The organism is uncultured Slackia sp. (assembly GCF_944321625.1).
In the GTDB taxonomy this organism is placed as follows: domain Bacteria; phylum Actinomycetota; class Coriobacteriia; order Coriobacteriales; family Eggerthellaceae; genus Slackia.
In genome coordinates, this window is the sequence record NZ_CALUMA010000088.1 from 1 (window position 1) to 14,743 (window position 14,743).

The 14,743-nt window shown below is 59.6% G+C and carries 12 protein-coding genes; 9 read left to right on the forward strand and 3 right to left on the reverse strand.

The genetic code is table 11. The annotated features are described in order from the left end of the window. From Q0J60_RS07665 to Q0J60_RS07695, 7 genes are all read left to right on the forward strand, one after another. On the forward strand, positions 1–2,323 hold a 2,323-nt coding region (locus Q0J60_RS07665; RefSeq protein WP_294440232.1), incomplete at its 5' end, for a ferrous iron transporter B. A gap of 148 nt (positions 2,324–2,471) precedes the next feature. After that, positions 2,472–2,681: a FeoB-associated Cys-rich membrane protein gene (locus Q0J60_RS07670; protein WP_294440235.1), complete on the forward strand. Its 210-nt coding sequence runs from the start codon at positions 2,472–2,474 to the stop codon at positions 2,679–2,681. Positions 2,682–2,986: 305 nt separating this feature from the next. Then, positions 2,987–3,418, forward strand: coding sequence for a metal-dependent transcriptional regulator (locus tag Q0J60_RS07675; RefSeq protein ID WP_294440236.1), 432 nt, complete (start codon positions 2,987–2,989; stop codon positions 3,416–3,418). 339 nt (positions 3,419–3,757) lie between these two features. Continuing rightward, on the forward strand, positions 3,758–4,438 hold the full coding sequence (thyX, locus tag Q0J60_RS07680) for an FAD-dependent thymidylate synthase (RefSeq protein ID WP_294440238.1): 681 nt from the start codon (positions 3,758–3,760) through the stop codon (positions 4,436–4,438). Continuing rightward, a complete protein-coding gene (locus Q0J60_RS07685; protein ID WP_294440241.1) occupies positions 4,438–5,718 on the forward strand; it encodes a DUF1385 domain-containing protein in 1,281 nt (426 codons plus the stop codon). The genes thyX and Q0J60_RS07685 overlap by 1 nt, the downstream gene beginning before the upstream one ends. A gap of 541 nt (positions 5,719–6,259) precedes the next feature. Next, positions 6,260–8,254 carry a type IIA DNA topoisomerase subunit B gene (locus tag Q0J60_RS07690; RefSeq protein ID WP_294440244.1) on the forward strand — a complete coding sequence of 665 codons (1,995 nt, stop codon included), beginning with the start codon at positions 6,260–6,262 and terminating at the stop codon, positions 8,252–8,254. 91 nt (positions 8,255–8,345) lie between these two features. Continuing rightward, on the forward strand, positions 8,346–10,592 hold the full coding sequence (locus tag Q0J60_RS07695) for a DNA gyrase subunit A (RefSeq protein ID WP_294440247.1): 2,247 nt from the start codon (positions 8,346–8,348) through the stop codon (positions 10,590–10,592). A 294-nt stretch (positions 10,593–10,886) separates the two neighbouring features. Here Q0J60_RS07695 and Q0J60_RS07700 read toward each other — a convergent pair whose 3' ends face one another. Next, positions 10,887–11,438, reverse strand: a complete 552-nt coding sequence (locus tag Q0J60_RS07700; RefSeq protein WP_294440249.1) for an N-acetyltransferase — start codon at positions 11,436–11,438, stop codon at positions 10,887–10,889. Positions 11,439–11,531: 93 nt separating this feature from the next. Beyond that, positions 11,532–12,617, reverse strand: a complete 1,086-nt coding sequence (locus tag Q0J60_RS07705; RefSeq protein WP_294440250.1) for a hypothetical protein — start codon at positions 12,615–12,617, stop codon at positions 11,532–11,534. Between the two features lie 176 nt (positions 12,618–12,793). Here Q0J60_RS07705 and Q0J60_RS07710 point away from each other — a divergent pair, with 176 nt between their 5' ends. Beyond that, entirely contained in the window at positions 12,794–13,189 is a 396-nt protein-coding gene (locus Q0J60_RS07710; RefSeq protein WP_294440252.1) for a Fur family transcriptional regulator, read from the forward strand. 39 nt (positions 13,190–13,228) lie between these two features. Here Q0J60_RS07710 and Q0J60_RS07715 read toward each other — a convergent pair whose 3' ends face one another. Continuing rightward, positions 13,229–13,993, reverse strand: coding sequence for a mechanosensitive ion channel family protein (locus tag Q0J60_RS07715; protein WP_294440255.1), 765 nt, complete (start codon positions 13,991–13,993; stop codon positions 13,229–13,231). A gap of 162 nt (positions 13,994–14,155) precedes the next feature. Here Q0J60_RS07715 and Q0J60_RS07720 point away from each other — a divergent pair, with 162 nt between their 5' ends. Beyond that, positions 14,156–14,638, forward strand: coding sequence for a DUF523 domain-containing protein (locus Q0J60_RS07720; protein WP_294440259.1), 483 nt, complete (start codon positions 14,156–14,158; stop codon positions 14,636–14,638). Positions 14,639–14,743 lie beyond the last annotated feature (105 nt).

Sequence of the window (14,743 nt, forward strand, 5' to 3'; positions counted from 1 at the left end):
CGGCAATCCGAACTGCGGCAAGACCACGTTGTTCAACAGTCTCACCGGCGCATCGCAGTACGTGGGCAACTGGCCCGGCGTGACCGTCGAGAAAAAAGAAGGTAAATATGTACGCGACAAGAGCGTGACCCTCACGGACTTGCCGGGTATCTATTCGCTTTCGCCCTATTCGCCCGAGGAAATCGTCAGCCGCGACTACCTGATCGACGACCGCCCCGATGCCGTCATCAACCTGGTGGACGCCACCAACCTCGAGCGCAACCTGTATCTCACCACGCAGATTGTCAACCTGGGTCTGCCCGTGGTGGTGGCCCTCAACATGGCCGATCTGGTGAAGAAGAATGGCGACAGGATCAACGTCGCCAAGCTGTCCGATCAGCTGGGTTGCCCCGTGGTGGAGATCAGCGCCCTCAAGAACACCGGCATCGATGAGTTGATGCAGGAAGCCGTGAAGGTTGCCACCGCAAAGACCGCCGCCGATCCTAAGATTCGCTTCGATGCCGCGGTGGAAGACGTAATCGGCCAGGTGGAGAAGCTCGTCGAAAACGTGCCTGCGCACCTGACGCGCTGGTACGCCATCAAGCTTCTGGAAGGCGAGCAGCGCACGATCGACTCCATCAAGCCTTCCGCGGCCGTGCTGGACAAGGTCGCCAACCTGCGCAGCGGCCTGGAGCAGCAGTTCGACGACGACGCCGAAAGCATCGTGACCGCCGAACGCTACGACGCCATCGCCCACGTGGTCGACGAAACCGTCAAGCGCTCCGGCAAGCACCTGACCACCACCCAGAAGATCGACCGCGTGGTCACCAATCGCTGGCTCGGCCTGCCCATCTTCGTGGTCGTCATGTTCTTCGTGTACTACATCGCCGTCACGCTGGGCGGCGGCGTGGTCACCGACTGGGCGAACGACGGCATCTCGGGCGACGGCTGGCTCTATACCGGCACCGAGGCCTACGACACCGCCGTCGCCGACTGGGAAGACCAGGTGGCCGCGGCTGAAGAGGCGGGCGACGAGGCACTCCTTGCGCAGCTTGCCGAGGAAGAGCCCGACCCGTCCGATGGCTCCTATGGCTTGTGGATTCCGGGCCTGACGCCCATCATCTCCGGCGCGCTCGAATCCGCCGGTGTGGCTGCATGGCTGCAAAGCCTGATCGTCGACGGCATCGTCGCCGGCGTGGGCGCCGTCATCGGCTTCATCCCGCAGATGATTCTGCTGTTCCTGATGCTGTCGTTCCTGGAGGGCTGCGGCTATATGGCACGCGTCGCCTTTATCATGGACCGCATCTTCCGCAAGTTCGGCCTTTCGGGCAAAAGCTTCATCCCCATGCTCATCGCGTCCGGCTGCGGCGTGCCCGCGGTCATGGCCACCAAGACCATCGAGAACGAACGCGACCGCCGCATGACCATCATGACCACCACGATGATTCCCTGTGGTGCCAAGCTGCCCATCATCGCGTTGGTGTTCGGCGCGCTGGCCGGTCAGGTGTCCGATGACGTGTGGTACGTGGGCCCGATGTTCTACTTCATGGGCGTCGCCGCCATCATCATCTCCGGCATCATGCTGCGCAAGACCAAGATGTTCGCGGGCGAGGCCACGCCGTTCATCATGGAGCTGCCGCAGTACCACGTGCCCACCGTGCGTTCGGTGCTCATGGCCACGTGGGAGCGCGTGCGCAGCTACATCATCAAAGCCGGTACGATCATCTTCCTGTCCACGATCGTGATCTGGTTCCTGATGAACTTCGGGTTCTACGAGGGCTCCTTCGGCCTACTTGATACCGAGATGCCCGATTACATCCAGTACAGCCTGATGGCTGGCCTGGGCTCCATCATCGCCCCCATCTTCGCGCCGCTGGGCTTCGGCGACTGGCAGGCGACCGTGACCTCCATCACCGGCCTGGTGGCCAAGGAGAACGTCGTCGCCACCGTGGGCATCCTCACCAGCCTGGATGCCAGCGAGACCGACCCCACCACCTGGACCGCCTTCGCCGCCATGATGGGCGGAAGCGCGCCGGCGATCATGGCCTTCTGCGCCTTCAACCTGCTGTGCGCTCCGTGCTTTGCTGCCATCGGCACCATTCGTCGCCAGATGGCCTCGGCCAAGTGGACCTGGTTCGCCATCGGCTACATGACCGTGTTCGCCTATGCGGTCGCGCTCATGATCTACCAGTTCGGCACGCTGCTTGCTGGTGGCGGGTTCGGCATCGGAACCGCGTTTGCACTCGTGGTGCTGGCCGCCATCCTGTTCCAGCTGTTCCGCCCCATGCCCAAGTACGGCGAGAAGGAATCTTCCGTTCCTGCCGGCGCTGTCGAGGCGGCGTAACCCCTGATGATTCGGGCCCGTCCATCGGGCGGGCCCCACTTTCGCCCTCGGCATTATGCTCAACCAGGGCCGCCGCCTGCGCCGCGGCTCTGCTTGAACAAAATGCCGCGTACGCCCAAGGCGTGCGCGCCCGAACCAAGGAGGTTCCATGCTTACCATGAATTTCGCTACGGCCGTGGTTCTTGCCATCGTGGTCGCCCTCGTGTGCTTGTCTATCCGCACGCTTCGCAAGAAGGGCACGTGCGGCTACAAGAAGCATTGCGGCGGTTGCTCGGGGTCGTGCTCGGAATGCCCCACGTGTTCGGCCGCCGACTCGCTTGCCGACGAAGTGCGCCGACGTCTTGCGGCTGCGCGCTGACGGCTGGTTTCTTGGGCGTCTTCCGCTTGAACCTTTTGTTTACCCATTGGGCCCGGAGCCGAATCACCTTCGGCGTACCAGCACACCCCCTTGCTGAGGCACTGACACACCTTCGACGCTTGTCGATATCGCCGATCGGTTCGCGAGGCCCCTCTGAGATATACGTCCGGCTGTTTCTGCGGCCGGACGTTTTCATTCGGGTGTGGTAAAGTTGAACGATTGAATTATCGCGCATGCGACAACGGGCGGGCGTTCGCGCGCCACCTGGCGGCATACCCGACGGTCGGGAGAAAGAGGGTACCCAGATGACCGATTTGCAGACCGGAACCATGCTTGAATCGCGCCATGAGCCCCTGAGCCATTCGCTCGAGGACTACCTGGAGGCCATCGTCGATTTGTCTGGCGGCGTGAACAATCCCGTGCGCGCGGTGGACGTGGCGAACAAGCTCGACGTGTCCAAGGCGTCGGTGTCCAAAGCAATGTCCACGCTGAAGGAGCGCGGGTACGCCGAGCAGCCCTATTACGGCGATATCACCCTGACCCAGAAGGGCTTCGAATACGGTTCGGCCATCTGGCATAAGCACAACCTGCTGTTCCGTTTCCTCACCGAGGTCGTGGGTATCGACCCCGAGACCGCCAACTACGAAGCCTGCCAGATGGAGCATGGCATCAGCGCCGAATCCTTCAAAAAATGGGAGGCGTATCTCGCCGGAATGGGCATCACGAGCGATAAATAGGCTTTTTGCACGTGTGCCTGAGCCAACCCCTTCGTTTGTTATGGTTTTTTTGTAGGCAGGCCGAGTGCCGTAGAATCGGGCGCGCCGCTGAGTTAAGAAACGATTTCTTAGAATCGGTCATTCGGTAAATTCCTGCAAAACCGCAGCAAACGAAGGGGTTTTGCATTTCGCAGAACGATTCGGGGGAGGGGGTCAGCGCCCCCCCCCTCTTTTTGCGCATGATGTTGCGTTCGCATTCTGGTTTGCATCTGAAATATGTGTTGCTGATCGCCACGCCAGCGCGTTAAGGCAAACGCGTCGGGTATGATTGCGTGAACGAAAACGTAAAAGGGGGAACCCATGCATGTAGAACTTCTGTACCACACTCCCGATCCCGAGCGCGCGATCGCCACGGCGGCGCGCCTGTGCTATGCGCCCGTCGGTGCGTCCGAGTTGATGGAAACCATGTCCGAGGACCGTGTGAAAAGCGTGCTGTCCACCATCATGAAGAGCGGTCATTTCTCCACGCTTGAGCACGCAAGCTACACGTTTGCCGTGGACGGCGTGTCGCGTGCGCTGACCCATCAGCTAGTGCGCCATCGCCTGGCGAGCTTCAACCAGCAGTCGCAGCGCTATGTGAAGTTCAAGAACGGCGTAGACGTGGTCAAGCCTGAGAGCATCGCGCAGAACGAAGAGGCGAGCGTCCTGTTCGACCAGGCCATCGACGCTGCTGTGGAGGCGTACAAGAAGTTGCTCGAAGCCGGCGTTCCGGCCGAGGACGCGCGTTATCTGCTGCCCAATGCGGCCGAGACCAAGATTGTTATCACGATGAACGTGCGCGAGCTGCTGCACTTCTTCGAGCTGCGCTGCTGCAACCGCGCGCAGTGGGAGATTCGCGAGCTGGCGTGGAAGATGCTGGAACTGGTGCGCCCCACCGCTCCGTTCGTCTTTCTGGATGCCGGTCCGTCGTGCGTGCGCGGCACCTGTCCCGAAGGTAAGATGACCTGCGGCAACCCGTACCCGAAAGTGGTGCGTGACTAGTGCCTGGGCAAAGCGACCTCAAGCGCGCGTTCGCTGAAGACGGCGCGCTGAAGACCCATGTGGGCGGCCAGGCGCTTATCGAAGGCGTGATGATGCGCGGCAAGTTCAACTGGGCTGCCGCCGTACGCGAACCCAGCGGAAACATCTATATCGAGGAGCACGACCTCGCCAGCGGCAAAAAGAAGAATGGCTGGCTGTATTGGCCCGTCATCCGCGGCTGCCGCGCGTTCGTGGAAAGCCTCGTCTTGGGATATAAGGCGCTAGAGATTGCCGCGCTCCACGCATATGCTGAGGTGAGTTCCGACGATTCGCCGAACGCTGGAGAAGCCCCCGTTAACTCTTCGACGACCCGCGAAATGTCGACGCACAGTGCGAGTGAGCCAGAATCCACTTCTGAAAAGCGTGCGTTTTCCTGGAAGGATGACTTTGGCAATCCCGATGAGGTAATCGACGCGTTGGGCGCGCAGCGCACGCTCGAAGTGGTGTGCGAACCTGCGCCTGAAGGCGAAACCGCCGACGAAAGTGATCGGGTCGACGCCATTTCGTCGTTTTCGAACGCTGCTTCTGAGGAGTCGCCGGTTGCTGCTTCTGAACCCGAGGAAGAAGAAACTGTTGAATTCGGCAAGAAGGAAATGGCGATTTCCATGGCGCTCGGTTTGGTGCTGGGCGTGGTGCTGTTCATCGTGGCGCCGGCGTTCATCGCCAACCTCCTGGTGGGCGAGTATGACGCGCATACGCTTGCGTGGAACATCGTGGACGGCATCGTGCGCGTGGCTATCTTCGTGTTCTACATCTGGCTGATCGGCCGCATGCAGGACATCAAACGCATGTTTGGCTACCACGGAGCCGAGCACAAGACCATCCACTGCTACGAGCACGGTCTGCCTCTCACGCCCGAGAACGCCCGCAGCTTCCCGCGTCTGCACGTGCGTTGCGGCACGGCGTTTCTGATCATGGTGATGATCATCGCCATCTTCGTGTACACCATCACGCCGCTCAACGCGCTCATCGCCGCGTGGGGTGTGCCCGATGGGTTCGCTAAACTGGCGTTGGTCATCGTGGTACGCATTCTACTTATGCCCGTGATTGCCGGTATCAGCTACGAAATCACGGTGAAGTGGGCGGGCAGCCATCCCGAGAACCCACTGGTCAAAGTTATTCTTTGGCCCGGCATGCAGATGCAGAAGCTCACAACGCGCGAGCCCGATGATGACCAGATCGAATGCGCGATTGCGGCCATGCAGAAGGTGCTTGAGCGAGAAGAGCGAGAGGCCGCGTAGCAAAGGGGGAAGGGGAAGGGGAAGGGGAAGGGATGCATTCCCTTCCCCTTCCCCCTTTGGAACCCGCCGCGCTCTCGCGCGCAGAGATCGGGAACTAAACACGCCACTGGCGTGTTTACTCCTCGTGCCAGCGCGCATGGGACACCGGATGATTGAGGCTTCATTGCCCACAAAGCGGGCATCGCTTCGCTCGCCCGCGGCTCGAGAGCGCGGTTGAGGCTGGGGCACCACCAAGTGCCCCGGGCTCTCTCGGTTCGCGCTTCGCGCGGTGGGCTTCGCTTCGCTCGCCCGCGGTAGTTTGCTTCGTTAGCCTCTGGGGTATCGTTCTAATTTACGAACGCATGTCCGATGCTTTTGTGGTGGTGTTGTTTTGGTCGGCCTGGTGTTGTGGTAAAGTTTCAGGCTTGAACACACTACCCGTTCACGCGGTCTTCTGTCACAGCGCTGTCGCATGGCGCATGCTGGTGACGTCCGCGCGCGGGTTGCGCCGCCTAAGAGGGCGCTGATTTCCACACGAAACACGATTATCGAAAGAGCGAGCATGGCAAAAACCACGGCCAATTACGGCAACGACAGCATTCGTCAGCTGAAAGACGAGGAACGAGTACGCCTGCGCCCCGCCGTCATCTTCGGATCCGACGGCTTGGACGGCTGTGCGCACGCCGTGTTCGAAATCCTGTCGAACTCGGTGGACGAGGCTCGTCAGGGCTATGGCAACCTCATCACGCTCACCGCATTCGCCGACGGCTCCATCCAGGTGGAGGACAACGGCCGCGGCTGCCCGCTTGACTGGAACCCCACCGAGAAGCGCTTCAACTGGGAGCTCGTGTTCTGCGAGCTGTACGCGGGCGGCAAATACAACAACAACGCCGGCGGCGACTACGATTTCTCGCTGGGCACCAACGGGTTGGGTTCCTGCGCCACGCAGTATGCCTCCGAGTACATGGATGTCACCGTTTGGCGCGACGGCAACAAGTACCAGCTGCACTTCAAAAAGGGCAAGGTGGTCGGCGCCAAAAAGAAGGCCCTGCAGGTTGAGCCCACCGATGAGGCCCGCACGGGCACAACCATCAAATGGCGCCCTGACCTGGAGGTGTTCACCTCCATCGATATCCCGCACGAGTGGTACCGCGAAACCATGCGCCGTCAGGCCGTCGTCAACGCCAACGTCACGTTCCGCCTGCGCCTTGAGGGCCCCGACGGCTTCACCGAGGAGGAGTTCTGCTACCCCAAGGGTATTGAAGACTATGTTTTGGAGAAGGTGGGCGCCAATTACCTGACCGAGCCCTTCTTCATCCAGGCCGACCGCCGCGGCCGCGACCGCGACGACCTGCCCGACTACAACGTGAAGATCACGGCGTGCCTGTGCTTCTCCCGCACCTTTCAGATGCAGGAGTACTATCACAACTCGTCGTGGCTGGAAAACGGCGGCTCGCCCGAGAAGGCCGCGCGCAGCGCTCTGACCAGCGCCATCGACGCGTACATCAAGCAGCAGGGCAAATACAACAAAAATGAGAGCGCCATCAAGTGGCAGGACGTGCAGGACTGCCTGGTGCTTGTGACCAACTGCTTCTCAACGCAGACCTCCTACGAGAACCAGACGAAGAAGGCCATCAACAACCGCTTCATCCAGCAGGCGATGACCACATTCTTCAAGGAGCAGCTGGGCACCTACCTCATCGAGAACAAGGCCGCTGCTGACAAAATTGTGGAGCAGGTGCTCATCAACAAGCGCTCGCGCGAAAACGCTGAGAAAACGCGCCAGAGCATCAAGACCAACCTGCAGCAGAAGACCGATATGGCCAACCGCGTGCAGAAGTTCATCGACTGCCGCTCGAAGGATAAAACCCGCCGCGAGGTCTACATCGTGGAGGGCGACTCGGCGGCGGGCGCCATTCGCACGTCGCGCGACGCCGAGTTCCAGGGCGTAATGCCGGTGCGCGGCAAGATCCTCAACTGCCTGAAGGAGGATTACGCGCGTATCTTCAAGTCGGACATCATCATGGACCTGCTGCGCGTGCTCGGCTGCGGCGTGGAGGTCAACGACCGCCGCATGAAGAACCTCGGCACGTTCGATCTGGACAGCCTGAACTGGAGCAAGGTCATCATCTGCACCGACGCCGACGTGGACGGCTACCATATTCGTACGCTGATCCTTACGATGCTCTATCGACTCGTGCCCACGCTCATCAACGAGGGCTACGTCTACATCGCCGAATCGCCGCTGTACGAGATCAACTGCAAAGAGAAGACATATTTCGCCTACACCGAGCTTGAGAAGAACAACATCCTAAAGGAGATCGACGGGCAGAAATGTTCGATCAACCGCTCCAAAGGTTTGGGTGAGAACGACCCCGACATGATGTGGCTCACCACCATGAATCCCGAAACGCGCCGCCTGATCAAGGTCAAGCCCGAAGAGGTCGCCAAGATGGAGTCGATGTTCAACCTGCTGCTGGGAAACGACGACGAAGGCCGCAAGCGCCACATCGCTGAGCACGGCAAGGAATACCTCGACCAGCTCGACCTGCAGTAACGCGTCTCTAGCTGAGGCGCGCCCCGCGCGAAACCCCGAATCCGCTGTGCGGTTCATAAGATAAGCCCGCCAAACATACCAAGGACGAATCGTGGCCAAGAAGAAGAAAACCGAACCGAAGAAGAAGCACGTAGACAACCCGAACGTGATCGGCCTGCACTCCGAGGTGGTGGAGCAGCCCATCACCGAAACGCTCGAGTCGAACTACATGCCGTATGCGATGAGCACCAACGTCTCGCGCGCGTTCCCCGAGATCGACGGATTCAAGCCGTCGCACCGCAAGCTGCTCTACACCATGTACAAGATGGGCCTGCTCAACGGCGCGCGCCAGAAGAGCGCGAACATCGTCGGCCAGACGATGAAGCTCAACCCGCACGGCGATTCCGCCATCTACGAGACCATGGTGCGCCTGGCCACGGGCAACGAGGCGCTGCTCATGCCGTTCGTGGAATCGAAGGGCAACTTCGGCAAATACTATTCCGGCGACCTGAGCTACGCAGCCTCGCGTTACACCGAGGCCAAACTCTCGCCCATTTGCGCCGAGATTTTCAAGGATATCGACAAGGACCCGGTCGACTTCATGGACAGCTACGACGGCACCATGAAGGAGCCGCGCCTGCTGCCCACTACGTTCCCCAATATCCTGGTGTCGGCGAACAAGGGCATCGGCGTGGCCATGGCGTCGGACATCTGCGGCTTCAACCTCAACGAGGTGTGCGAGGCCACGATGCATTTCCTCGACGACCCCGAATGCGATCTGCATGAATACATGCCTGCGCCCGACTTCTCCACGGGTGGCGAGATCATCTATCGCCGCGAGGAGATGGACCGCATCTACGAAACGGGCACTGGCAGCTTCCAGATTCGCTCGCGCTGGCGCTACCTGCCTGACGAGCGCATCATCGAGGTGTATGAGATTCCCTACACCACGAAGACCGACATCATCATCGACCGCATCGTGAAGCTTTCCAAAGAGAAAAAGCTGCCCGAAATCGCCGATATCCGTGATGAGACCGACCTTTCCGGTCTGCGCATCGCCATCGACGTGAAGAGGGGCACCGATCCTGAGCAGCTTATGGCGAAGCTGTTCCGCAGCACCACGCTGCAGGATTCGTTCTCGTGTAACTTCAATGTGCTCGTTGATGGCTATCCGCGCGTGATGGGCGTGCGCCAGATTCTGCACGAGTGGGTCAACTGGCGCGTGGATTCGACGCGCCGTCGCATTAACTTCGACCTGGGCAAGAAGACCGACAGGCTGCACCTGCTTCACGGTCTTGAGGCGATCCTGCTTGACATCGACAAGGCAATCGAGATCATCCGAAACACCAAACTCGAGGTGGAGGTTGTGCCCAACCTCATGAAGGGCTTCGACATCGACGAGGTGCAGGCCGAATTCGTTGCCGAGATCAAGCTGCGCAACATCAACGAGGAATACATCCTGAACCGCACGAAGGATATCGCCAAGCTCGAGGCCGACATCGCCGAGCTCAAGGATACGTTGGGCAGCGAGAAAAAGATCAAGAAGGTCATTCGCGACGAGCTTGCCGCAGTGAACAAGAAGTACGTCACGCCGCGCAAGACCGGCCTGGTTTCGCCGAGCGAGGTCGTTGAGGTGAACCTTGAGCCCGAGGTCGAAGAGTACCCCGTGACCATCATGGTGTCGCGCGAAGGCTACTTGAAGAAGCTGACCGATCGCGTGCTGCGTGCGGCCACGTCGCTGAAATACAAAGATGGCGACGAGCCGTTCATCGAGTTCGCGTCCTCGAACACGCATGAGCTGCTCGTGTTCACGAACCAATGCCAGGTATATAAGTGCAAGGTGGCGCAGTTCGAGGATACCAAGTCGGCCCAGCTGGGATCGTTCTTGGCCACCGATTTGGAGATGGCGCCCGACGAGAGCGTAATTTGGGTCATCGACCCGGAGGACTACAAGGCCGACGTGCTGTTCGTGTTCGAGAACGGTCGCGTCGCGCGCGTCGCGCTGTCGGGCTACGCCACGAAGACCAACCGCAAGAAGCTGAAGAACGCGATTTACGGCGGCAGCAAGCTCCTGTTTGCCACCGTGCTCAAAGAGGACCGCGACGTGGCCCTCGTATCGAGCGACTATCGCCTGATCAACTTCAACACGTCGCTTCTGAGGACGAAAACGACCAACAACACCCAGGGCGTGCAGGCGCTTACCGCCAAAAACGGCCGTATAGTGACCATGGTCGGCAAAGCAGAAGAATTCATCGGCGGCACAGCGCAGGTCGAAAAATTCCGCGCCGAAAAGCTCCCATCATCCGGCGCCCCCATGAAAGAAACCGACATGAAGAGCCTGTTTGACTTGGAAGACTAGGAAGCTCGCGGCCGAGCGAAAGCGATGGCCGCCCGCGCGAAGCGCGGACCGAGAGAAAATGAGGCACTTGGTGGTGTCTCTTGCTCAACCCTAGCAGCGAACTGCGGGCAAGCGAAAGCGATGCCCACCCCGGTGGGCGATGAAGCGCCGATTGGCCGGTTTCCCATGCGGACTGGGGCAGTAAACACGCCAGTGGCGTGTTTAGTCCCTGACTTCTGCGCGCGAGAGCGCGCCGGGGTTCCAAAGGGGGAAGAGGAGAGGAAACATCCTCTCCTCTTCCCCCTTTGACCAGTTCTAAGCCTTCTTCTCCATGATGTAATCATCCATAATAAACCCTTCGCCAATGTCGGTCTCAACGGAGTCAATCACCTCAAATCCCTTGGCGAAATAAGCACGTGTGCCCAGCTCGTTGTGCTTGTTCACAGTCAGATACATTGCGCGCAGTTCCTCGTCGCGGCAAAGTGCGTCGTAGTGCTCGATGGTGCGGGAGCAATAGCCGTGTCCGCGGGCGCCGGCAAGCAGGTAGATTTTGGAAATGAAGAAACGGTTCGTCTCGGGCTCGGTGTGGCCGCCCGTGTATCCCGCGATGCCGCGTGCGAACCACGGCGCGCAGGCCTCGTCGGCGCCTTCGGCGGTCAGTTCGTCATCCACCACGAACCAGTAGCGGTAGTCGTGCTCGGCCATATCGCGTTTGATGGCTTCGAGCGACTGAAAGTTCTCAATCATGTATTCGGTCTGAGCCTCGCCGATGAGCGCCGGCCAATACTCGCGCCAGATTTGCCCGGCAAGCTTCGCCAGATCTTCGACCTCTTCCGGCGTGGTCACCTGATGAAACGTCACTGCCATAGCGCCTCCTTAACTCTCAATAAGGCTATGGTAAAGCCAAAAGTCTCTCAAATCCGGAATGGCATTCCGGATTTGAGAGAAAATCGAGCCGATTTACGCCAGAATCGCGTCGATCATGCGGTTTTTCAGGCGGTTGACTGCTTCAAGCTTCCAGGCAGGGTAATCCATGCCTGGGTCGGCGTATTCGAAATCTTTGAGCGTGAGCAACTTGGTGCGGATGGCGGGCGTTATCAGCTCGCGCGCAATGGCCACGAAATCCGTACCGATCTTGGGTCCGATTATACTCACGTAGGTGTCGAAATCATCCATTTCCATCATCATGGGCAGGCACGCCATGTTGTGGTCGAACAGCGGAGCCATGTGCAGCACGCGGCCGGTCGCGTTGTCCACGAGGAACCCGTAATTGCCCGCATGACGGTCCACGTTCGCCATCACGGCATCCATGACAATCATCTCGCGGAAGCGCTCCTCGGAATCATGCTGCTGGCAGAAATCGAGCATTGCGCGGACACCAAAGGGCTTGTCAAAGAATCGGTGAGCCGACACGAAGCCTATATCTTCTGATGTGAACAAGGGGCATTTGCTTGCCAGCTTCCCATGGAATCGCACGATGCTATAGGGCACGTGATCGATGTGCGCTGCAGAAAGTAGCTGAGCTGCCAAGACCTCCGAATATGGCTCGAATCCCGTGTTCGCGTAGCCTGTCGAGCCTCGTTTAAGAAGCGAAATCTGGCCGTTCTCTCTGATCCAGCACTTAGCGAATGACCCCGATGTGGCGAACTCCGGCGAGGTGGGGGATGCGGCGCGGCCGTACATGCCGGTGCCGTCGAAAGCGATGCGCGCGATTACGTCATCGAATGGGTTGCGATAGAGCGAGACGTCTTCCCAGTTCAGCTCTTCGTCGGCGCGTTTCATCCAGAAGGTGTCGGTGAGCGAAAGGCAGCGCGCCATGCCTATGAAGTCATGGCGCGTAGTGAGTCCCAGTTCACGCATGAGCTTTTCGATGGACACGCGATGCTTCGCTATTTGGCGTCCGTCAATCCAATCATTGATATCTATAAATCCATGGGGAAGATAAGGGTCAAATCGGTTTACTTCTTCGTAATAGTACTCATCGATGTCTTTATGCTCTTCGTACGTTGCGACGATGACCTCCTTGTTCATCAGCTGATACAGCATGGCACACCTCCTTTCGTGGGTCGTTTTGCTGCTGACCCGCATTATACGCGACAATTATGCGGGTCCCGTTCTTTCGCTGGGCCGTGATGAACGCTGCGTGAAGAATAGGTGCAGGCGGTGCGGGGAGTTTTGCCTGAACTTGACGAAACCGCGGGCGCGCCATACCCTTATCAGTAATGGTTACTAATAAGCGAAATACCGTTCAACGAAGCCTCGTCCTGGACGCGGTGCGCTCCATGCGCAATCATCCCACGTCGGCCGAGGTGTATGAGCGGGTGCGCGAGAAGCACCCGTCGATTTCGCGTGCCACGGTGTACCGCAATCTGGCGGTGCTTGCCGAGGGCGGCGACATCGTGCGCGTGAAGGTACCGAGCGGCGCCGATCATTATGATTTCCGCGAAGACGCTCACTTCCATGCCGTGTGCCGCGAGTGCGGCGCCGTGTGCGACGTTGACGTGCAGCCGGGCGTGGACGCATTCGCACACCTGGATGCCCACGGTTTTCAGGTGGAGGAATGCTCCGTGGTGTTCTCGGGCCTGTGCCCCGCATGCGCAGCGAAAGCCGCGGAATAAGCGCTGGTAGGCGGCTCATCTCCCTGGCGTGCGCTCTTCCTAGCGCGTCTCGTGTGCGATGGCACGCACCACGGCGTCGGTGGCGGCACCGGTCTTATCCGCATCTTCGATACGCATGACAATGGAGCCGCGGAATCCGTACTCAGTGATTTCAGAGAAAAACACAGCGGGCTCTTGCGTAACGGGCGATACTTCCTCGGCGGCAATTTGAGCCGTTTTCTTCAGCGCCTCGGCGATTTCGTCCATCGAGCGGTCGCTGTTGGTGACGGCGAACGGCACCTTGAGCTGCGTGGCGGGCGGCAGCTTCACCAGCGCGGTTTTGGAAATCACGGAATTGGGGATAATCACCGTCTCGCCCAGCTTCGTGCGGATGGTGGTGTGACGCCAGGTGACGTCCTGCACCACGCCCACGTCGCCGCCCACGTCGATGTTGTCGCCCGGCTGCACGATTTTCATGAACGTCATCTGGATGCCGCCGATTAGATTGGACAGCGTGTCTTGGAAGCCCAGCGATATGGCGATACCTCCAACGCCCAAAGCTGTGACCAGCGCGTTCGGATTGATGCCAAAGCAGGAGTCCAAAACGATGGATCCGCCCACGATCCAGATGACCGCACGCACGATGTTGATGATGATGCTGGAGGAGGGCAAGGGATTGTTGTCCCAGTCGAGGAACGTCTTTAGGCCCTTCTTGGCCAGGTGCGATACGAATGCGGTGACGGCGATGATGACGGCGGCCCAGAAAATGTCGCGCACCCATTCCTGGGAAAGCACGGTTTTTATTTGCTCGAAAATGGCTTCCATGCGTTTGCCTTCCGCTTGCGTTCTGCCGCATTGTGTTTCGCGGCATTCAGAGGTGTTCCGATTGTTCAGGTCGAAGCTTATCACGACTGCCGTTGACGCATGGTATTCTTGCGTGCAATCGGCAGATTGAATGCTGAAGGCGTACGTGCGGAAAGGGGGCTCATGGAAGATTGCACAGTCGATAGCGTCACTAAGCCGGCCGTTGCGGTGAGCGCGTGCCTCTTGGGCGAGCGATGCACCTGGCGAGGCGGCGATAACGCGTTGCCTGCGGAAACGCTTGCGCGACTGCGCGAGGCGTGCGCCATCGTTCCCGTGTGCCCCGAGGTTCAGGGCGGGCTTCTCACGCCAAGACAGCCTTCCGAAATAATGGGAGGGCGCGTGGTGTCGAAGGCGGGCGAAGACGTGACAGCCCAGTTTGAGGCGGGCGCCGCCGTGGCGCTCGTCGAGGCGCAGGCGGCGGGATGCCGGTTCGCACTCCTTAAAGAGAAAAGCCCCTCTTGCGGGTTCGGACGCATCTATGACGGCACGTTCTCCGGCGTGCTGGTGCAGGGCAATGGCGTGGCAGCGCGGCTCTTCGCCGATGCGGGCATCGAGGTCTTCGGTGAGTCGCGCGTGGGCGAGTTGCTCGAGCGCAGAGGCGAATAGCGACTTTCCGCCGTTTGTCTCTCAGCTTTCTCTCAGGTTTCTTCTCCATTATATGCAGCGTAGTCAGGAAGGCTCGAACGGGAGCCCGGAAGGCCGGGACCGATG

Bases quoted from the DNA above. Each gene is read 5' to 3' on its own strand.
- Q0J60_RS07670 (WP_294440235.1), top strand. From the start codon at position 2,472: ATGCTTACCATGAATTTCGCTACGGCCGTGGTTCTTGCCATCGTGGTC.
- Q0J60_RS07675 (WP_294440236.1), top strand. From the start codon at position 2,987: ATGACCGATTTGCAGACCGGAACCATGCTTGAATCGCGCCATGAGCCC.
- thyX (WP_294440238.1), top strand. From the start codon at position 3,758: ATGCATGTAGAACTTCTGTACCACACTCCCGATCCCGAGCGCGCGATC.
- Q0J60_RS07690 (WP_294440244.1), top strand. From the start codon at position 6,260: ATGGCAAAAACCACGGCCAATTACGGCAACGACAGCATTCGTCAGCTG.
- Q0J60_RS07700 (WP_294440249.1), bottom strand. From the start codon at position 11,438: ATGGCAGTGACGTTTCATCAGGTGACCACGCCGGAAGAGGTCGAAGAT.
- Q0J60_RS07705 (WP_294440250.1), bottom strand. From the start codon at position 12,617: ATGCTGTATCAGCTGATGAACAAGGAGGTCATCGTCGCAACGTACGAA.
- Q0J60_RS07710 (WP_294440252.1), top strand. From the start codon at position 12,794: ATGGTTACTAATAAGCGAAATACCGTTCAACGAAGCCTCGTCCTGGAC.
- Q0J60_RS07715 (WP_294440255.1), bottom strand. From the start codon at position 13,993: ATGGAAGCCATTTTCGAGCAAATAAAAACCGTGCTTTCCCAGGAATGG.
- Q0J60_RS07720 (WP_294440259.1), top strand. From the start codon at position 14,156: ATGGAAGATTGCACAGTCGATAGCGTCACTAAGCCGGCCGTTGCGGTG.